The organism is Anabaena sp. UHCC 0187 (assembly GCF_009712035.1).
Classification (GTDB): Bacteria; Cyanobacteriota; Cyanobacteriia; order Cyanobacteriales; family Nostocaceae; genus Dolichospermum.
This window is the reverse complement of sequence record NZ_VILB01000013.1, coordinates 500,504-520,393: the sequence shown is the minus strand read 5'-3', so window position 1 is coordinate 520,393 and position 19,890 is coordinate 500,504. Positions and strand designations below refer to the sequence as shown.

The window sequence follows — 19,890 nt, the reverse complement described above, 5'->3', positions numbered from 1 at the left end:
GTCAATGATCAGTCGTCAGTTTTTTCGAGATCAATTTCTGATGGTTCTAGCCAATGACCAAAATCTGTGACAAAACGATCACTCAATATTGATGCTCGAATTTTTTGGGTAAAGCGAATCAATTCAGTGATGTTATGAATAGTCAACAAAGTATATGCTAGTATTTCTTGCGATCGCACTAAATGGGATAAATAAGCCCGACTAAAATTTTCACAGGTGTAACAAGGGCAAGTTGTATCCAATGGCGTAAAATCTTCACGAAACTTAGCATTTTTGATATTCCAGCGTTCACCGGACACAATAGCTGTTCCATGTCTAGCCCATCTGGTGGGAATGACGCAATCAAATAAATCTACCCCAGAAGCGATCGCTATAGCCATTTCTCGATAAGTTCCCACACCCATCAAATAACGGGGTTTATTCACCGGTAACAGCGGGGCTGTCGTTTGCACAATTTGCGCCATTAAATCCGTTGGTTCACCCACACTCACCCCACCAATGGCATATCCCGGCATATCCAACTGCGCCAATTCTTGAGCAGCACGGGCGCGTAAATCTAAATATACTCCCCCTTGGACAATGGGAAACAATGCCTGATCTTGGCGTTGGTGGGCGGATATAGAGCGTTTTAACCAGCGGTAAGTCCGGTCAGTGGCGGCTTCTACTTCCTGACGGGTGGCAGGATAGGGAGGACATTCATCAAAAGCCATGATCACATCCGCTCCTAAAATATTCTGAATTTCAATAGAGCGTTCTGGCGTTAATTTGATGATTTGCCCATCGTGTGGCGAGCGGAAAGTTACACCCTCTTCAGTAATTTTCCGCATTTCGCTCAGACTGAAAACCTGAAATCCACCGGAATCTGTGAGCATGGGTCCAGACCAACCCATGAATTTATGTAGCCCACCACCACCAGCAACGATGGCTTCTCCCGGTTGGAGATGTAAGTGATAGGTATTAGCTAAAACCATTTGCGCTCCTGTGGCTCCCAGTTGGGCAGGGGTGATAGTTTTGACGTTAGCTAATGTTCCCACAGGCATAAATCTGGGCGTTTCTACGATTCCGTGGGGAGTAGAAAATATTCCGGCTCTGGCTTTGGTCTGGCTACAGGTAGCGAGACTTTCAAAGGAAAAATTGGCACTCAAGGCAAAAATACTAGTTAGCTAAATTTATCCACCAACTTAACATTTCTGGCGCTACTTCAGGCAGTTTGTGGGGGTTTTTGTGTTGTGAGGGTGACACCCTGCAATCCACTATTACCCCAAAGAAGATATGATTTTGTTGTTAAAAGGAATCACAAAAGTCGTCATCAATTTCTGCATCCCATCTAGCTGCTAGGACTTGATCCATCATCGCTTCGATAACCGTAACGTTAAATTGGCGATTGCGTTGTTCTTGCAAAGGTGTGGACAGGGGAATCAAACGCAAACACATTTGCTCTTGGATCAAGTCGAAGTAGGTTTCTTGGTGTGGAGATTGTTTTAATTCCAGATAATCAAAACTATCTACGTTCACATATAGTGCATTGTTGGTGACTAAGGTAGACCGAGGAGAATTGGCAAATACTTCCATTACATCCCCGTCACCTTCACTGAGTAGCTTGTGGTCTTGGGTGTAAATGTAGTGGACTCTACCTAAATCATTCAGCAATCGTCGAATATCAAGTTTATTGACTATTATGCCCGTGTTGACTATGCACGGTGCTGGCATTTTGGTGTGGGGTAGATGATGACTCATAGAGAAATAGCGGTTTATGGAAGGTGAGTGACAACGCAGCCAGACAATCAATGAGATGGATTGTTAATTTCCCATAGTTCCAAAATATCAAGTTTGGGAGGCGATCGTCTCATCTTTTGAGGTAGATTGTCAGTCTGGGAGTAATTTATGATGAGAACATTTATATTCATGAATACTTGAAGTATTTAGCTAATTGAACTCTTTCTCAAGTATGGCTAACGTTTTGGGCTGGTGGCAACAGCAATTCTTAAATTTAGTTGCGGCTGTGATTTTCTATACTGCTATTCCTTTACCCTATTTGCAAAATTTAGACTTCCAAAAGGTTGCTTGTTTTGCACCAGTAATTGGGTTGATGATTGGTGGGATATTAGGTGGATTAGATACGGGAATGAATTATTTGGGTGTCCCTGTGCTAACTCGTAGCGCGTTAGTAGTAGCTGCGTGGATAGCAATAACGGGAGGATTGCATTTAGATGGTGCGATGGATACGGCTGATGGTTTAGCGGTAGGTGATCCTGAACGCAGGTTACAGGTGATGATGGATAGTGCCACAGGTGCGTTTGGGGCAATGTCCGCTATTGTGATTATTATTTTGAAAATAACAGCTTTAACAGAGATATCTGAAAACCATTATTTAGTATTAATGGCTGCTTGTGGGTGGGGACGTTGGGGACAACAAGTAGCGATCGCCTGTTATCCTTATCTTAAACCTACTGGTAAAGGTGCGGTTCATAAACAAGCGATTCGTTCTTATTTAGATTTATTCCCAAGCTTCTTTTTGTTGCTGGGTTTGAGTGCTGTTGTTTGGTTAATTAATCCCCAAAAATTAGTTTTGGCTGTGGGGATGGTTTTGGCTGGAAGTGTGATTTCTGTTTTTACCGCAGCTTGGTTTAATTATCAGTTGGGTGGACATACGGGAGATACTTATGGGGCTGTGGTGGAGTGGACTGAAGCTTTGTTTCTGTGTGTACTTAGCATTTTTTAAGGTCAGACATATAAGTTTTTTAAATCTCCCTTTTTCAAAAAAATCGCATTCCTATGTTTATTGAGAATATTCTGAGTTAATTCTCAAGATTATTGAGAATGTAATCAATAAGCTAACGAATTTACTAGGGTATTGACATCTTGAAATTTTATGCTATTGTCAAGATATATAGTGGACGGATTCCTATATTCAAAAATTAATGTTCCAAAATCCAGGGAATTCATTCCCTGTCTTATAGCTAAATATTGAATGTCAACTCATTTTTGATGAAGAATAAAAACTTCAACTGATTAAACTGAATATCTATTAATTCACAACCAAAGATAAATCCGGTATCACTCTTTGTAAAACCTGTTTCAAAACCATTGCAGTCCAATCAATATCCTCTACCATTGTCTGTTTTCCCAAAGTTAATCTAATTCCTCCCAAAGCCGCTTTTTCAGAATAACCCATTGCTAATAAAATGGGACTGGGACTTAATTTTCCACTATTGCAAGCAGCACCGGCACTAATCCCAATTCCGGCTAAATTTAACTGACGGACTAATGTTTTACCGCTGATTTTTTCTCCGTCCGCAGCTTCTAAATAAAAACTGAGATGATGGGGTAAACGGTGAATTCTGTCACCAGTAGGAATTAAACCGGGAACATCTGCTAAAATACCAAAGAGGCGATCGCGTAAGCCAATTAATCTCACCATTTCCGTCTCTAATTCCTGTGCTGCTAACTCCGCAGCTACCCCAAACCCAGCAATAGCGGGAGTTGCTTGAGTCCCTGAACGCATTCCGTTCTCCTGTCCACCCCCACCCAGCAGCGGCTTTAATTCCACTCCAGGACGCACATATAACGCCCCTGCACCTAAACCGCCATATAATTTATGACTAGATAAACTTAATAAATCTACGGGTAAAGTCTGCACATCTAGGGGTAAACGTCCAGCAACTTGCACTGCATCGGTGTGGAATAAAGCCCCGTGCATTTGAGTAATTTGCCCTAATTCGGTAATGGGTTGGACTGTTCCTATTTCACTTTGTCCATAAATTACAGATACCAACACTGTGTTATCTCGCAAAGCTGCTTTTAAGTCTTCGGGGTTGACTCTTCCTTGATGATTTACACCCAAACGGGTAATTTCCCAACCCCAATTTTCTAACATTTTCGCTGGTTCAGAAATAGCTGAATGTTCTACACTAGAAATGATTATATGTTGGGGAGTATTGTAACATCGCGCTACCCCCATCATCGCTAAATTATCTGCTTCCGTTCCCCCAGCAGTGAAAATAATAGCTTCGGGAACTGCGTTAATTAATCCTGCAACTTGGATTCTGGCTTTTTCTACAACTAAGGCGGCGCGGTTGCCCCATTCATGTAAACTGGAAGGATTACCCCACTCTTGAGTGAGGATTGTTTGGATAATTGCGATCGCTTCTGGACGAGTTGGAGTAGTTGCACTGTAATCTAGATATACTTGCATAATAATTAATAAATAAGAGTTTCGCGCAAAGTTACAAAGAAGCAAAGGCGCAAAGGAAGAAAGAAATTAGTTCAGGGTGTGATATAAATACATTAAAATCCCTGTAATTTACTTTTATCAGATTACTGTGTTTATTTTCCCACGAATCCGCTATTTTTCTTATATCTTTTTATTCCTATTTACCCTTACTGGTTGTCAACAAGTCAAATCATCAAACCAGCGTTTAGCACCTTTACCCCAAGATCCTTTAATTCAAGTTTACTTCAATAATTCCCAATCGTCAGAATATCAAGAAACCTATCGTCAGCAAACCCGCTTAGGGGATGATTTAGAAAAGCAGATTGTTGATACTATTTCCCAAGCTAAATTTACTGTAGATATCGCTGTACAAGAGTTACGTTTACCAAAAGTTGCTCAAATATTAGCAGAAAAGCATAAATCTGGAGTCAAGGTAAGGTTAATTTTAGAAAGTAATTATTCTCGTCCTTGGAGTAGTTTCACTTCCGCCGAAATAGCTAAGTTAGGAAAAAGAGAACAAGAACGATATAATGAATTTCGGAAATTTGTTGATATCAATCAAGATGATCAAATCACATCTGAGGAAATTAGTCAACGGGATGCTTTAGCAATTATTCAAAATGCCAAGATTCCTTGGATTGATGATACTGCTGATGGTTCAAAGGGTAGCAGTTTAATGCACCATAAATTTGTTATTGTTGATAATCGTTTTGTGATTATTACTTCTGCTAATTTTACTTTAAGTGATACCTCTGGAGATTTTAGTAATTCTAGTAGTTTAGGAAATGCTAATAATTTATTAAAAGTTGATAGTTCTGAATTAGCAAGTTTATTAACAGAAGAATTTAATATTATGTGGGGTGACGGAGTAGGAGGAAAACCCGATAGTAAATTTGGCATCACAAAACCTGTCCGCGCACCAGAAATAATCACATTAGGTAACAGCAAAATTACAGTTCATTTTTCTCCAATTTCCCCAACTCAACCTTGGAGTATTAGCAGTAATGGGTTAATTGCTAAAAATTTATCTACAAGTACAAAAACAGTGGATTTAGCATTATTTGTATTTTCTGATCAACAGCTTGCTAATATTCTCGAAGAACGTCATAATCAAAATGTCCAAGTTCGGGCTTTAATTGCACCACAATTTATCTATCGTCCCTACAGTGAAGGTTTAGATATGATGGGATTTGCTTTCAGTGATAACTGTAAATATGAAGTTGATAACCGTCCTTGGAAAAATCCTATTTCTACAGTGGGAGTCCCAATTTTGGCAAAAGGGGATTTATTACATCATAAGTTTGCAGTCATTGATGATCAAACTGTAATTACAGGTTCACATAATTGGTCAGAAGCTGCTAATAATGGCAATGATGAAACATTAATAGTGATCGAAAATTCTACGGTTGCAAATCATTTTCAGCGGGAATTTGACCGACTTTATGGGAAAGTTAAACCGGGTTTACCAGCAAATGTTAAATCTAAAATTGATGCAGAAGTTAAAAAATGTTCCCAAATCAAACAACCATCTTCTTTAGTAAGTCCTATTACCAGTCAAATAAATTTGAATACTGCAACTCAAGCAGAATTAGAAACTCTTCCTGGGGTGGGTAAGAAGTTAGCCGAAAGGATAATTATAGCCCGTCAACAACAAAGGTTTACTTCTTTACAAGATGTTGATAAAGTACCGGGAATTAGTGATAAGATGTTAGCTAAATGGGAAGGAATGATAATATTTTAACGAACCACTCCAGGCACAGAGGTCACAGAGGTGGAGGAAAAGGAGGTTGTTGCATTTTATGTTATATAATCTTTACTTTGTAGTTCGTTCATTGGTTTCACGACTATAAGGATTTTATTTATGATTCCCACTATTTCTACTATTCCGCTTTTTCAACTCGCTTCTGGTGATTTTCTCTCTCTTCAAGTCTATAAATTTGTTGGTGCTAAATCTGGTAAAAAGGTATATATCCAATCTAATTTGCATGGTGCGGAAATTGTTGGTAATGCTGTTATTTCCCAATTAATTGATTATTTAATAACAATAGACAATACTCAGTTAATAGGAGAAATTTGGCTTGTTCCTGTTTGTAATCCCTTAGCTGTTAACCAGCGAATTCATAATTTTTCTACAGGTAGATTCAATATTTATGATGGTAAAGACTGGAATAGAACTTTTTGGGATTATGAGAAAAAATGTGGTGATATAGAAGATTTTGCCCGTTCTCAAATTGGTTTTGATATAGATACAATTAAAGATAACTTTTCTCAAAAAATCAAATCTGGTTTTGATAATCTTTTAGATAAAATTAATGCCCCTAGTAGTGTACAATTAACTGATAAATATCGCTATAAGCTGCAATCTCTTTCTTTAGATGCAGACTACGTAATTGATTTACATAGTCACACTGGAAAAGGTATAGAATACCTTTATTATTTCCGAAATCGAGAAGATAGTGCTAATTTATTTCTCCTCAATCATGCTATTCTATTTGATGAATATGATGGTGATGCTTTTGATGAATCATTTATCAAACCTTGGTTAGCTTTAGAAAATGCTTTATTAAAATTGACAGGGAAAAAAATTAGATTTGATATAGAAGCATGGACTTTAGAATTAGGAACAGGAATGCAAATAAATCCAGATTCAGTATCCAAAGGAGTGCGCGGAATTAAAAACTATTTATCTCAAAAAGGTATTTTAGAAATACAGGATTTTCCCAAATCAGAAACTATATCTCATCAAACTAGTTTTCGTTCACTCAGTCAAATCAAAAAATATTGGAGTCCGGTCGGAGGAATGATTTTATCTAAAGCTGTATTAGGTACTTTCGTTAATCAGGGAGATTTGTTATATCAAGTTCTCACTTTCAATAAAAGCGGAGAATTACCCACAACCATTGATATTTATGCAGAAAAAACAGGTTTAGTTTATGATATATCAAGTAATGATTCTGTAAATGAAGGAGAATTTGTATTAGGAACTATGTAACTTATCATTGAAAAATAAATGATTTCCAACTCTTACTCTCCGTGACTCTGCGCCTCTGCGTGAAACAAAATCATCCTTCTTATTATTTCATCTGTTAAAAATGTCATAATTTGCATAAAGGCAATTATCAGAATTATTGGTTAATAGCAACAAACCGTAATAGAACATTACAATAAAAGAAACATCTGACCGAAATTTAGCTGCTCAAAAAAATTATGACTCAACCAACTACAAAAATTTGTATATTAGGTGGTGGCTTTGGTGGACTCTATACCGCCCTCCGTTTAAGCCAATTACCCTGGGAATCTACACCCAAACCTGAGATTATTCTAGTAGATCAGAGCGATCGCTTTGTCTTTTCTCCCCTGCTTTATGAACTCCTGACCAGGGAACTCCAAACCTGGGAAATCGCCCCACCTTACTCAGAATTACTCCAAGGAACAGGTATCCAGTTTCACCAAGGGGCTGTTTCCGCAATAGATATCAACAAGCAAACAGTCCAATTAGCAGATAAATCACAACTGAATTATGATCATCTAGTATTAGCATTAGGTGGGGAAACACCTCTAGATTTAGTTCCCGGTGCGGCTACTCATGCTTACCCTTTCCGTACTATTACGGATGCTTACCGACTGGAAGAACGTCTACGAGTCCTTGAAGCCGCAAATCCAGAAAAAATCCGTGTCGCCATAGTTGGTGCAGGTTACAGCGGGGTAGAATTAGCCTGTAAACTAGCAGATAGACTTGGCGAAAAAGGACGTTTCCGTCTCATTGAACTCAGTGATCAAATTTTGCGGACTTCCCCAGAATTTAACCGTGAAGCCGCCAAAAAAGCCTTAGATAGCAAAGGCGTATTTATTGACTTAGAAACTAAAGTAGCAGCAATTGACCAAGATAGCATCTCTCTAGAGTATAAAAATCAAGTAGATACCATTCCCGTAGATTTAGTCATTTGGACAGTGGGAACAAAAGTTTCTCCATTGGTGAGTGCCTTACCTTTGAAGCAAAATCAGCGCGGACAAATCACCACCACACCCCAATTACAAGCTGTGGAACATCCGGAAATCTTCGCTTTAGGAGATTTAGCCGACTGTCTTGACGCAGAAGGAAAACAAGTCCCCGCCACCGCCCAAGTTGCTTTCCAGCAAGCTGATTATACTGCTTGGAATATCTGGGCTTCTATTACCAATCGTCCCTTACTTCCTTTTCGCTATCAAGCATTAGGGGAAATGATGGCTTTGGGAATAGATAACGCCACCCTCACTGGTTTAGGTGTCCAATTAGACGGTTCTTTTGCATACTTAGCCCGTCGTTTGGCTTATCTGTATCGTTTACCGACATTAAATCATCAATTGAAAGTTGGTTTTAACTGGTTAGTTAGCCCTATCATAGATGCCATTTCTCGGTAGTTCCAAAATAAAGATCCTCAACTTCTTTGAGAAGTCGGGGATCTAAAACGGTAAGCTACACAAATTCAGATATCATTGCTATATATTTAGTGACTACTGAGGACTAAAGTATCAATTATTATGAAAAAACCTAAAGTTATTTTTGTAGATGCTGTAGGAACATTGTTTGGTGTTAAAAATAGTGTTGGTGAAATTTACCGACAAATCGCCCAGGATTTCGGTGTAGAAGTTTCCGCCCAAATTTTGGATAAAAACTTTGTTAAAAGCTTTAAATCCGCACCACCTCCCATATTTCTTGATGCAGATATTAAGGATATTCCCCAACGTGAATATGATTGGTGGCGAATTATTGCTTTGAATACCTTTGAAGGTGCCGGTGTTCTCCAGGAATTTTCCGATTTTCCCGCTTTTTTTACCGAACTTTATATTCACTTTGGTACTCCTGAACCCTGGTATGTCTATCCTGATGTTGTTCTGGCTTTAATGAACTGGCGACGCTTAGGAGTTGAATTAGGTGTCTTATCTAATTTTGATTCTCGTTTGTATTTAGTATTGCAAGGATTGGGACTGAGAGAATATTTTAATTCTATCACCATTTCCACTCAAGTCCGGGCTGCTAAACCAGATCCAGAAATTTTCAAAATCGCCTTAAAAAAGCATAAGTGCTTACCTGAAGACGCATGGCACATTGGTGACAGCATAAGAGATGACTATCAAGGTGCTAAAGCAGCAGGAGTAAGAGGCATTTGGATTAACCGGAATCCCAGTGTGTAATTCCGTAATTATACTTATAGTATAGGTTTGTGGTGTAAATTTTTCTTGCAAAGATTATATATATAGCCATATTCATGAGTTATCGCTGTTACCCTAGAAAATAGTACCGCAGGGCGGAATTAGAAATTAATAATTAAAAATGCAAAAAAGCTCATTAAACAAGCTTTTTATGAATTTTTAATAGTTGGTTGACTGACGCTGTTGTGTACTAAATTGTTAATTAATTCAGGCAGGGGCAAAAAAATGAAAAAATCCCTATTAAATATTTGGGATCAGTTTCGTCAATCTTTTTCCGTGATAGAAAGTATAAATACAACTTCTGAAACTGGTAAAGCAGTTTTGGCAGCAGCAACAGCCATTCCAGAACAAGGTGCTAATTTAGAAGTTTTGCAACTGTTACTGCAAGATTCATCTTCTTTCTTAGATGTATTATGTTCACCGTTAACCCAGGTGATAAATGGAGAATTATCATTTTTATCTCTAGGAGTGGCTTTACTCAAGTCTTATCGTGAAACTTCTCCACAAGCACCTGTTTTAGAAGACTACATATCTATTATTAGTCAAGCTGCTTATTTAGAAAGTATCCGCGATATTTTATCTTTATATCCTGCATTGAACTATGATAATCCCGATGAAAATCAAGAATTAGGAAAAATTCTCGAAAATATCAATAATATTGAATTAGATGAAAAAACTGCTATTCAAACAATTGAATGTTTTCATCAATCTCCATTAGCAGCAGAATTTAATCACCTACTATCCACAAGATTAATATCCCCACATCTTAGCAAATATCCAGCCAGTCTTTTAGCAAAAAGAATTGCTGTGAATACTAACTTATATATCATTAAAGCCTTGATAGATTTAGGTGATGATATACAGATATTTATCCCCGATTGTCGAGATAAATGGGAAAAAGAACAGCAAAATATTCAAAAGATTCAGGAATATCTAACAAATGAAATTGCTACTCAACCATTAGATCAAATTTTTGAGCAACCTTGCTCATTTAAGGATATATATATTCCTCTCAAAGCTAAACCTGTCAATCAACATGGGCAAATAAATATCAATGCTGAATCCTGCGATTTAGAAGCATGGGTAAAGAAAAATATCCTGACTGAAAATAACTTGGAAAAAGTTATATTTATCCAAGGCAAAAGTGGCAGAGGTAAAAGTGTTTTTTGCAAAATATTTGCAGATTGGATTAGACAACATTTACATCCTTTTTGGACACCAATTTTAATTAATGTCAAAGATATTAAGGTTTTGTCATCTCTGTTAGAAAATACATTAACTGCGAATCTAGATATTAGTTTTACTCGCGGTGATGATAACTGGTTAAGAAATCAAAATCATCGCTTTATTTTTATATTTGATGGCTGGGATGAATTACCCATTGCGGCTAGAAATAATCATCATTTAGAAACATTTATTCAGCAAGTTGCCGCATTTGGGCAACAATGCAAAAATGACGATAAAATGGGGCATAAGGTATTAATTACTGGGAATACAATTCCTTTATCAATTATCCCTAATTTACCTACCAATTTAGCTAGGGTAGAAATTCTTCCTTTCGATCAACAACAACAAGAAAAATGGTTGAAAAAATGGCAATCTTTACCAAGTAATCACGAAAAAAATACAGATTTACAGAAGTTTCTAATCAATAAAAAATGCCCGGCAATTGTTAAAGAATTAATTTGTGAACCAATATTACTTTACTTTTTGGCGGGAATGTATCGAGATGATCAACTAGCAATTGATAATTTAGCAGCGGATAATTCTCGCACTGCGACAGCTTTGATTTATCAGGAATCAATAAACTGGTTAATTTCCAAATTAAGTGATGATTTGCATGATCAATTACCAAATTTAAAACATCTTCTCATAGAATCTGCCCTTGCTGTAGTCCAGTCAGGGGAAGAATTGGCAACTATATCAATGCTGAAAACACGTTTAAAAGATGATGCAAAATATTTAGAACATAACATTATCAAAACACCTGTGGCAGATTTGTATATTCATCCTCATAATGAATCAGATAATAAAGTAAAATTTCACCATCAAAGTTTAAGTGAATTTTTATTTGCTGAACGTTTGCAATTAAGTCTAATTGCTTGGACAGAATATCATGATACCGAATCTGGAAAAGAACTAATTACTAGCGACACTGAGATGAATTGGCAAATTTATGATTTGCTAGGTTTTGGTATTCTCACCAAAGAAATAGTTGAATATTTAATGGGTTTAATGATTAGTATTCCTAATTTCCGGTGGATAAAACTATATAGACGGTTAGAGAATTTTTACGCTAGTTGGTGTCAAGGTAAATTTATTGATACTGCTGAAGAAACTTTACCCCAAACTAAACTGCGAGAATTACAAAATGCTGGTATTTATCAATTAGGTCAGCGTCAAGTAGATATTTATGCTGGTTTAAATGTCATGATTCTACTGTTAGCTATCCAGCGTTATGCCCAAGAAGATGAGGTACTCAAAGAACATATAATTTTTTATCCCTCTGGTCAACCAGAAGGAAATAATCTCACCTACCAATTACAAAATATTATTCGTTACTGTAGTTGCTTAGAAGGTGAAAATTTCCGTAGTTTAGTTGGTCAATTTCTTAGTGGCGCTCATCTTCGGGGTGCAAGTCTCTTACACATAAATCTCAGCTACGTAGACATGACCGAAGCAGACCTGAGCCGCGCTAGTCTGTGTGGCGCAAATTTCAGCTATGCTAACCTTAACCGTGCCTATTTCATTGGTGCTGATTTAAGAGACACAGATTTTACAGAAGCAAATTTAGGAGAAACTTACCTAAGTGGTGCAAATCTCAGCCGTGCTAATCTTTATGGCACAAATCTTAAAGATGTAGATTTGAGTCGCGCTAACCTCAGCGGTGCGGACTTGCGAGGTGCAAACTTTGATGGTGCGAACTTTATGGGTGCTACATTTAGTAATGATACCTGTGGCGATATCCGTTGGGATGAAACAACTAACTGGAAAAATGCCGAAGGTTTAGAAATGGCGAAAAATGTGCCATTAGCTTTAAAAAAACGATTGTTGTCAGAATCTGATTGAATGATCAAAATAGAAGTTCAAATGGATATGATATGACGATATATTTAACAATACCTTGTCCAAATTGGAAAAAGCCTTGATTTGTAGGTTGGGTTGCGCTGTCGCTTAACCCAACCTACAGAAATTGGCTAAGGTATTGATTTAAATATCTGTATTCTTTCAATCTACCGTTTGTTCTTGAATCTATGAAGTCTTATTTAGCCGCCGCTATTCAAATGACCAGTGTGCCTGATTTGCAAAAAAATTTGGCCCAAGCAGAAGAATTAATTGATTTGGCCGTGCGTCAAGGTGCAGAGTTGGTGGGTTTACCAGAAAATTTCTCTTTTATGGGAGAAGAAAAAGATAAACTAGCCCAAGGAAATGAAATCGCCCAAGCTACGGAAACATTTCTCCACCAAATGGCACAACGCTTTCAAGTGACCATTCTCGGCGGCGGCTTCCCTATTCCTGTAGATAGTAACGGTAAGGTTTATAACACAGCATTACTCATTGCCGCCAACGGTCAAGAACTCGCCCGTTATCAAAAAGTCCATTTATTTGATGTCAATGTTCCTGATGGTAATACCTATCAAGAATCAAGCACCGTTATGGCTGGGCAAGAATTACCTTCTGTTTATGCTTCCCCAGATTTAGGGAAAATTGGCCTGTCTATTTGCTATGATGTCCGCTTTCCGGAACTGTACCGACATTTATCAAATCAGGGTGCAGATATCTTGTTTGTTCCCGCCGCTTTTACCGCTTTTACGGGAAAAGACCATTGGCAAGTATTACTTCAATCTAGGGCAATAGAAAATACCTGTTACGTGATTGCCCCTGCCCAAACTGGTACTAATTATGACCGCCGCCAAACCCACGGACACGCCATGATTATTGATCCTTGGGGTGTCATTTTAGCAGACGCTGGCGAAAAACCGGGAGTAGCGATCGCCGAAATTAAACCCACCCGACTAGAACAAGTCCGTCGGCAAATGCCATCTTTACAACATCGAGTGTTTTAGCTTAAACAGCAGAATCCCCACATTCACTTGTAGAAAAAACCGGGAAACTTTAACGCTACCCGGTTTATTCTTGTAGAGGTATAGCATTGCTATACCCTAATTCTCATTGTGCTAAATTAAACTTTAGCAGCCGCTCTCATGACCAATTCGCCTTTAGCGTACTTAGCAGCATAATCTTCTAAAGAAACTTGCTTAATCTTGCTTGCGTTACCAGCAGTACCAAACTGTACATAACGGTCAGCACAAACTTTTTGCATATATACAATAGAAGGCTTGAGGAAGTGACGGGGATCAAATTCCTTGGGATTAGAAGCCAAAGCTTCACGGACAGCCGCAGTAATAGCCAAACGGTTGTCGGTGTCAATATTTACCTTACGAACACCACTCTTGATACCTTTTTGGATTTCTTCCACAGGTACACCGTAGGTTTCAGGAATAGCACCACCATATTGGTTAATCAGTGCAATCAAATCTTCGGGTACAGAAGAAGAACCGTGCATTACCAAGTGGGTGTTAGGTAAACGGCGGTGAATTTCTTCAATGCGGCTAATAGCCAAAATTTCACCTGTAGGCTTACGGGTAAACTTGTAAGCACCGTGGCTAGTACCGATAGCCACAGCTAAAGCATCTACTTGAGTTGCTTCTACGAAGTCAACAGCTTCATCAGGGTCAGTTAACAGTTGAGAATGGTCTAGTGTGCCTTCAAAACCGTGACCATCTTCAGCTTCACCTGCACCGGTTTCTAAAGAACCTAAGCAACCTAGTTCACCTTCAACGCTGACACCCAAAGAGTGAGCAACGTTAACAACTTCGCTGGTAACTCTAACGTTATATTCAAAGCTGGCAGGGGTTTTAGCATCAGCTTCCAAAGAACCATCCATCATGACGCTGGTGAAGTTGTTCTTCATCGCTGAGTAGCAGGTAGAAGGAGCATTACCATGATCTTGGTGCATGACAATGGGAATCTGAGGATAGGTTTCTACCGCAGCCAAAATCAGGTGACGGAGGAAGTTTTCCCCGGCATAATTACGAGCGCCGCGAGAAGCTTGTAAAATTACGGGGCTATCTGTGTCAACCGCAGCCTTCATGATTGCTTGAATCTGCTCTAAGTTGTTGACGTTAAAAGCGGGGATGCCATAACCGTGTTCAGCAGCGTGATCCAAAAGCAACCGCATTGGGACAAGAGCCATATATATTCCTCCTAATTTGGGTATTTAGCTAATCAGTTTAATGGAAGCGTAATCTTTATTTTAATGTAATTTTTACGCTAATCTTAAGATTTCTTTCAACTTACAGAAAATTATATCTAGTCGCGGGCGCTTTTGTTGAGAAATTTTGTAGGCTGATATTCTTAGGCTATGTAATATTAATGTATATTTAAGAACCCAATATTTCAAGTAGGGGTAGCGCCCCCGTGCCTACCCCAGTATTAGGGGCAACCACAGGGGGTTTGCCCCTACTTACCTTGTGATCGCATTTTGCCATAAATTAACTTTAGGCGATCGCATCTATGATTAAATAATTACTTTGTTTCATTAACTAGCCGTAAAACACTTTTATACAAAGGTTCAGCAACCCAAAATCCTGCTTTATTAATAAGATCATCTAACAGCGGTTTAACAGTAGAAATTAAACCTTGACTTTTGGCTTCTACTAAAATTCCTAAAATTCCGGTATAATGGAGATTAAGTCTAGCAGCAATCATGCGTCCACGACGTTCATCAATTAAAACCTGTTCTGCTTTCATTTCTAAGGCTAAAACTATAGCCTCTGCTTCTCCAGGATCAAGTTCACTGCTAAGTGCTTTAAGCATCGTCCGATCTTCAACTGCACGGATTTGAATCCAAGTAAAAGTTTGTACTTCCTTTGCACCCGCTACGGGAAAATCAGGATCAGTTAATTCTTGATAAACGGCTTCAGGAATTAGAACTGTTCCGTAAAGCTGTTGTAACAAGTGAAGCTGGTTAATAGCTGCAAGATTATTAATGGGTGAAGTATCGCTGACAACAATCACAGTCTACCCATCTCCCGCAAATTCTTGATATCCTGTTCAAAATCCTCTACTCCGTAATGAATAGGGATTTGATAACTTGCAAGTAAATGTTGAAATGCTATACGATTCATACCAGCAAAGCGACTAGCTTGAGCAAGAGTTAACTTTTCTTTTTGAAACAGCATAATCGCAATTTCTCGTTTCATTTCCTCTTCATTCATGCGAGTTGTGGTTAGTATTTCATTGGGAATAACTACACTCATATTTATAATCCTCTGAACCATTATTATTATAATTTATTGCAATCATTATAGCGGTATGCACTCGAATGAGATACAGTCATAAGCACTCCAGTGGGTATTATTTGGAGTTGATAGCTAAAAAACGAGATGAGTTACTTTCGGTTGTTGAACCTCAAGGTGATGTAGGAAAGCAGTTGAGTTTGTTTTGAGTGGGGGATTATACTAATGATCAGCGATCGTCTATGGGATTTGAGGGGGCGATCGCTATAATTAAGATTAGCTATTTATTTCTAATCCATATTGATATTTATCTGTCCAGTCAAGCGGCTCTGACCTTACAAAGTTAAAAAGATATTCAAGCCAATATGCTTTCACTATACATTCATCAGTAATGTAAAGCCCATTTTCTAATGACCGTGTTGCATTAAAACTAAAATTAAAAGAGCCTGTCCAAACAGCGTAAGGCTCTAAAGGGCTATGACAGAAAATTAAGAATTTATGATGTAGTAGCGGAGATGAAGTATTCTTAACATCATAATTTTCCCCTAGACATCTAATTGCTTCAGTTGTCCAAGGATAATTACAACTAATTTTGTCTGGAGAAATGCCAGTTTGTTCTCTCATTTTTGAAAAAATCTCATCAGGTTCGTATGTTAGACCAAAACATTCACCAACAGATATTTCCTCTCCAAAGCCTGAAAAATCAGACTGACAAACTCCCCTTGGTAATTGACTATACTTAGAATTGAGATTTGCCCTTGTAATTTCTTTTTTATTTTTATTTATTACTTCTTGAACGTCTATTTTTGAAAAGTCATCTTTATTAACAATTATTGAAACAATTTCACATTCTGATAATGCGTCTAATAGATTGTAATTTGTTAACCAAGCAATACAGCCTAAACAGGTATGAGCCTTTGATATGTATTTAATAAGTGCATCTTCAATTCCATCAAAGTAAACAGTTATATTTTTAGAATCACGCTCTTTTAACCTTTTCCAACCTGTTTCATCATCATCACTATAGATAACATCTAAGTTTAAATTATTAAAAGTCATGATTTTACTCCTTAAATTAGAATGTTTAATAATGCTAATAGCTGCTTAATCAGTGCAAAAATTAGTTGGCTTTTTATTAAGTTCAATAGAAAATATTGCAGTTGACAGATAACAAAACAACAGTTTGATAGCAAAGTGCTATCAACTTAATTTCTATCAGCGACGAGCCACCACAGGAACGTCCCATTGTAATTGTAACTAACCGGGGGTTTTGGCGCAAGTAAGCACAATTTCAGGTGCATCATTAATTCATGTTTAAAAGTATGCTACAATACATAGCCCATTTATTACTGCTGATAACACTCGTTTTTGCATGGATGCAACTCAACCCCGTACTGCGACAGTAAACGAAAGTACCATTTCGTTGAATGACTGCTGTCCCATGCAGACAAAATTATAGTAGGTTTAGAGCTAACGCTCATGTACGGCAATCTTATTGCCGTACTACCATGCGAACACACTTATACTTTGGCGAAAACGAATTCTTCCTAAATCGCACCATCAAACAACTAAAAACCCACACTCTAGATCAACAATGGGCAAACTTTAACTATACAGAATACCCCCCAGAATCTAAAGAAACCATTCCTCAAGCATTATCGGATATCATGACACCACCAGTTGGGGGTGGGGTTCTTACACCTCATAACACCGGGAAGTGCTGTATAGGGTGAGCAATGCCCACCCTACAGGATTATTCCATTACCTGTGCAGATTTCTGTTTATCCAGCTTCAGCATTAATACGCCCAAAGGAGGTAAACACAAATCTAAGGAATAAGGACGATTATGCAAAGACCAATCATCAGTCCACTTACCACCTAAATTGCCCATATTACTACCGCCATACTGACGAGCATCACTATTGAACAACTCAGTATAAAAACCCTTTTCGGGAACACCAATGCGATAGTGAGAATGGGGTTGAGGCGTAAAGTTACAAACCACGATCATAAAATCCCCAGAATTCTTGTCACGACGGACAAAAGAAACCACACTATGACGATTATCAGTACAATCAATCCACTCAAACCCTGCTTGGTCAAAATCTTGAGTATATAAAGCCGGTTCAGAACGGTAAAAATGGTTAAGAGCTTGGAAAAAATCTTTTAACCGTTGGTGTGGTTCATACTGTAATAGATGCCAATCCAAATCAGCCCAAGCATTCCACTCACTCCACTGTCCAAATTCCATGCTCATAAACATGGTTTTCTTACCGGGGTGAGCGAACATATAAGCAAATAAACAACGGATATTAGCTAACTTCTGCCATTCATCACCCGGCATTTTACCGATCATATTACTCTTACCATGGACGATTTCATCATGGGACAGAGCTAACATGAAATTCTCGCTGTGGTTATACCACATACTAAAGGTGATGTTATTTTGATGGAACTGACGAAACCACGGGTCCATGCTGAAGTAATCCAGCATATCGTGCATCCAACCCATATTCCATTTTAAATTAAAGCCCAATCCGCCTGTATAGGTAGGCCAAGATACCATTGGCCAAGATGTAGATTCTTCCGCAATAGAAAGCACACCAGGATAATAACTAAACAGTAAACTATTAACTTGACGTAAAAAATCCGCAGCTTCTAAATTTTCTCTACCACCGTATTCATTAGGCAACCATTCTCCTGGTTCTCGGCAATAGTCAAGGTAGATCATGGAAGCAACAGCATCAACACGAATTCCGTCAATGTGGTATTTATCAAACCAGAACAGGGCATTAGCTACCAAGAAATTACGGACTTCATGGCGATTGTAGTTAAATACTAAAGTCCCCCATTCCTTATGTTCACCTTTGCGGGAATCAGAGTGTTCATACAGGTGACTACCATCAAAGAAGGCTAAACCATGTCCATCTTTAGGGAAGTGACCGGGAACCCAGTCTACAATTACACCAATACCATTTTTATGGCATTCATCCACGAAATACATGAAGTCTTCGGGAGTACCAAAGCGGGAGGTAGGAGCATAGTAACCGGTTACTTGATATCCCCAAGAACCATCATAGGGATGTTCGGCAATTGGTAACAGTTCTAAATGGGTATATCCTAATTTTTTGACGTAGGGAATGAGTTTATCTGCTAATTCCCGATAAGTTAGAAACCGTGCGCCGGTTTTTAGTTCGGAAACGACAACTACAGCTTCGTTTTCCCCATTGGCTAATTTGGCAGGTTCAGCACTAGCAGCGTGTAGCCAAGAACCTAAATGGACTTCATAAACGGAAATGGGTTGGCTTAAGGGGTCACTGTGCCGCCGCTTTTCTATCCATTCTTCGTCATTCCATTTGTAGGAATTTAAGTCGGTAACAATAGATGCGGTTTTTGGCCGTGGTTCTTGCTGGAAACCATAGGGATCAGATTTTTCGTAAATATGCCCTTCAAAATTTTTGATTTCATATTTATAATGTTCCCCTACACCGATTTCGGGAATAAATAATTCCCAAATCCCTGTGTGTCCTTTCCGCATCTGGTGTTTGCGTCCATCCCACAGGTTAAAATCTCCCAATAAGGAAACGTTTCTAGCATTGGGGGCCCAAACAGCAAAATAAACCCCTTTAACACCATCTACTTCTGTGGGGTGCGCTCCCAATTTCTCGTAAATGCGGTGATGATTGCCTTCACTAAATAAATGTAGATCAAATTCTGTTAAGTGGGCAGACCGGAAGGCATAAGGATCATTAACTACCCGCTCATGTTCCCCTTCTTGAATGCGTAACTGATAATTTTTCAGTTCTGCGGTTTCAATGGTGCATTCAAAAAAGTGAGGATCATGCACTGTATCCATGGGGTATTCTTTCCGTTCCTCTGGAATTACTACCCATGCAGCACTGGCATTTGGTAGGTAGGCTCGCACAGCCCAGACAGTTTTACCATTTTGCTCGACGAGATGAGAACCCAGAATTTCAAAGGGATCGTGATGTTGATTGCCAACAATGCGATTAACCTGTTCAGGGGCGACTGTGGTGATGGACATGAAGCTACCTATGTGAAATATGGTAATTGACTAAATCTACTTTTTTAAAATCTATATATATTCTTTGCATTTATTTGCATTTTTGTCGCCACCGTTATCCTACATCAGAATCTGTACAGATTCTTCTCAGTGGTGAA

At 38.4% G+C, this 19,890-nt stretch carries 16 protein-coding genes; 8 read left to right on the top strand and 8 right to left on the bottom strand.

Features of this window, described 5'->3' with window-relative positions; genetic code table 11:
- Positions 1-8: 8 nt before the first annotated feature.
- A complete protein-coding gene (tgt, locus tag FJR11_RS15305) occupies positions 9-1,145 on the bottom strand; it encodes a tRNA guanosine(34) transglycosylase Tgt (protein WP_168505126.1) in 1,137 nt (378 codons plus the stop codon).
- Positions 1,146-1,284: 139 nt separating this feature from the next.
- Positions 1,285-1,737 (bottom strand): hypothetical protein, encoded by a 453-nt coding sequence (locus tag FJR11_RS15300; RefSeq protein WP_168505124.1) that lies wholly within the window; start codon positions 1,735-1,737, stop codon positions 1,285-1,287.
- A gap of 211 nt (positions 1,738-1,948) precedes the next feature.
- On the opposite strand from FJR11_RS15300, the gene cobS reads away from it, so the two are divergent.
- Entirely contained in the window at positions 1,949-2,722 is a 774-nt protein-coding gene (gene cobS / locus FJR11_RS15295; RefSeq protein ID WP_168505123.1) for an adenosylcobinamide-GDP ribazoletransferase, read from the top strand.
- Positions 2,723-3,028: 306 nt separating this feature from the next.
- Here cobS and FJR11_RS15290 read toward each other — a convergent pair whose 3' ends face one another.
- The gene (locus FJR11_RS15290) at positions 3,029-4,195 is read right to left on the bottom strand and encodes a cysteine desulfurase family protein (RefSeq protein ID WP_168505121.1); all 1,167 of its coding nucleotides are present in this window, start codon (positions 4,193-4,195) and stop codon (positions 3,029-3,031) included.
- A gap of 127 nt (positions 4,196-4,322) precedes the next feature.
- Here FJR11_RS15290 and FJR11_RS15285 point away from each other — a divergent pair, with 127 nt between their 5' ends.
- The 6 genes from FJR11_RS15285 to FJR11_RS15260 all read left to right on the top strand — a co-directional run bounded on the left by FJR11_RS15285 (position 4,323) and on the right by FJR11_RS15260 (position 13,473).
- A complete protein-coding gene (locus FJR11_RS15285; RefSeq protein WP_168505119.1) occupies positions 4,323-5,954 on the top strand; it encodes a DUF655 domain-containing protein in 1,632 nt (543 codons plus the stop codon).
- A 120-nt stretch (positions 5,955-6,074) separates the two neighbouring features.
- Positions 6,075-7,205 (top strand): succinylglutamate desuccinylase/aspartoacylase family protein, encoded by a 1,131-nt coding sequence (locus FJR11_RS15280; RefSeq protein ID WP_168505117.1) that lies wholly within the window; start codon positions 6,075-6,077, stop codon positions 7,203-7,205.
- A gap of 215 nt (positions 7,206-7,420) precedes the next feature.
- Positions 7,421-8,614 (top strand): NAD(P)/FAD-dependent oxidoreductase, encoded by a 1,194-nt coding sequence (locus FJR11_RS15275; RefSeq protein ID WP_168505115.1) that lies wholly within the window; start codon positions 7,421-7,423, stop codon positions 8,612-8,614.
- Positions 8,615-8,734: 120 nt separating this feature from the next.
- On the top strand, positions 8,735-9,388 hold the full coding sequence (locus FJR11_RS15270) for an HAD family hydrolase (RefSeq protein ID WP_168505113.1): 654 nt from the start codon (positions 8,735-8,737) through the stop codon (positions 9,386-9,388).
- A gap of 243 nt (positions 9,389-9,631) precedes the next feature.
- Positions 9,632-12,475 (top strand): pentapeptide repeat-containing protein, encoded by a 2,844-nt coding sequence (locus tag FJR11_RS15265; RefSeq protein ID WP_168505111.1) that lies wholly within the window; start codon positions 9,632-9,634, stop codon positions 12,473-12,475.
- 185 nt (positions 12,476-12,660) lie between these two features.
- Entirely contained in the window at positions 12,661-13,473 is an 813-nt protein-coding gene (locus tag FJR11_RS15260) for a carbon-nitrogen hydrolase family protein (protein ID WP_168505109.1), read from the top strand.
- 116 nt (positions 13,474-13,589) lie between these two features.
- Here the strand turns inward: FJR11_RS15260 and fba are convergent, their stop codons facing one another.
- The 4 genes from fba to FJR11_RS15240 all read right to left on the bottom strand — a co-directional run bounded on the left by fba (position 13,590) and on the right by FJR11_RS15240 (position 16,767).
- Positions 13,590-14,663 (bottom strand): class II fructose-bisphosphate aldolase, encoded by a 1,074-nt coding sequence (gene fba, locus FJR11_RS15255; RefSeq protein ID WP_168505107.1) that lies wholly within the window; start codon positions 14,661-14,663, stop codon positions 13,590-13,592.
- A gap of 332 nt (positions 14,664-14,995) precedes the next feature.
- A complete protein-coding gene (locus FJR11_RS15250; RefSeq protein ID WP_168505105.1) occupies positions 14,996-15,487 on the bottom strand; it encodes a DUF3368 domain-containing protein in 492 nt (163 codons plus the stop codon).
- On the bottom strand, positions 15,484-15,729 hold the full coding sequence (locus tag FJR11_RS15245) for a UPF0175 family protein (RefSeq protein ID WP_053540774.1): 246 nt from the start codon (positions 15,727-15,729) through the stop codon (positions 15,484-15,486). The genes FJR11_RS15250 and FJR11_RS15245 overlap by 4 nt, the downstream gene beginning before the upstream one ends.
- Positions 15,730-15,984: 255 nt before the next feature.
- Positions 15,985-16,767, bottom strand: coding sequence for a hypothetical protein (locus FJR11_RS15240; protein ID WP_168505103.1), 783 nt, complete (start codon positions 16,765-16,767; stop codon positions 15,985-15,987).
- Positions 16,768-17,216: 449 nt separating this feature from the next.
- Here FJR11_RS15240 and FJR11_RS15235 point away from each other — a divergent pair, with 449 nt between their 5' ends.
- Complete coding sequence (locus tag FJR11_RS15235) at positions 17,217-17,441, top strand: hypothetical protein (protein ID WP_254444759.1); 225 nt, start codon at positions 17,217-17,219, stop codon at positions 17,439-17,441.
- A 20-nt stretch (positions 17,442-17,461) separates the two neighbouring features.
- Here the strand turns inward: FJR11_RS15235 and glgB are convergent, their stop codons facing one another.
- Positions 17,462-19,753 carry a 1,4-alpha-glucan branching enzyme gene (glgB, locus tag FJR11_RS15230; RefSeq protein ID WP_168505101.1) on the bottom strand — a complete coding sequence of 764 codons (2,292 nt, stop codon included), beginning with the start codon at positions 19,751-19,753 and terminating at the stop codon, positions 17,462-17,464.
- Positions 19,754-19,890: the final 137 nt, after the last annotated feature.

What these genes read in the sequence shown, in the direction of transcription:
- FJR11_RS15240 (WP_168505103.1), bottom strand. Translation starts at nt 16,767, where the DNA reads ATGACTTTTAATAATTTAAACTTAGATGTTATCTATAGTGATGATGAT.
- glgB (WP_168505101.1), bottom strand. Translation starts at nt 19,753, where the DNA reads ATGTCCATCACCACAGTCGCCCCTGAACAGGTTAATCGCATTGTTGGC.
- FJR11_RS15280 (WP_168505117.1), top strand. Translation starts at nt 6,075, where the DNA reads ATGATTCCCACTATTTCTACTATTCCGCTTTTTCAACTCGCTTCTGGT.
- FJR11_RS15275 (WP_168505115.1), top strand. Translation starts at nt 7,421, where the DNA reads ATGACTCAACCAACTACAAAAATTTGTATATTAGGTGGTGGCTTTGGT.
- FJR11_RS15300 (WP_168505124.1), bottom strand. Translation starts at nt 1,737, where the DNA reads ATGAGTCATCATCTACCCCACACCAAAATGCCAGCACCGTGCATAGTC.
- fba (WP_168505107.1), bottom strand. Translation starts at nt 14,663, where the DNA reads ATGGCTCTTGTCCCAATGCGGTTGCTTTTGGATCACGCTGCTGAACAC.
- FJR11_RS15270 (WP_168505113.1), top strand. Translation starts at nt 8,735, where the DNA reads ATGAAAAAACCTAAAGTTATTTTTGTAGATGCTGTAGGAACATTGTTT.
- FJR11_RS15235 (WP_254444759.1), top strand. Translation starts at nt 17,217, where the DNA reads ATGCGAACACACTTATACTTTGGCGAAAACGAATTCTTCCTAAATCGC.
- FJR11_RS15265 (WP_168505111.1), top strand. Translation starts at nt 9,632, where the DNA reads ATGAAAAAATCCCTATTAAATATTTGGGATCAGTTTCGTCAATCTTTT.
- FJR11_RS15290 (WP_168505121.1), bottom strand. Translation starts at nt 4,195, where the DNA reads ATGCAAGTATATCTAGATTACAGTGCAACTACTCCAACTCGTCCAGAA.
- cobS (WP_168505123.1), top strand. Translation starts at nt 1,949, where the DNA reads ATGGCTAACGTTTTGGGCTGGTGGCAACAGCAATTCTTAAATTTAGTT.
- FJR11_RS15245 (WP_053540774.1), bottom strand. Translation starts at nt 15,729, where the DNA reads ATGAGTGTAGTTATTCCCAATGAAATACTAACCACAACTCGCATGAAT.
- FJR11_RS15260 (WP_168505109.1), top strand. Translation starts at nt 12,661, where the DNA reads ATGAAGTCTTATTTAGCCGCCGCTATTCAAATGACCAGTGTGCCTGAT.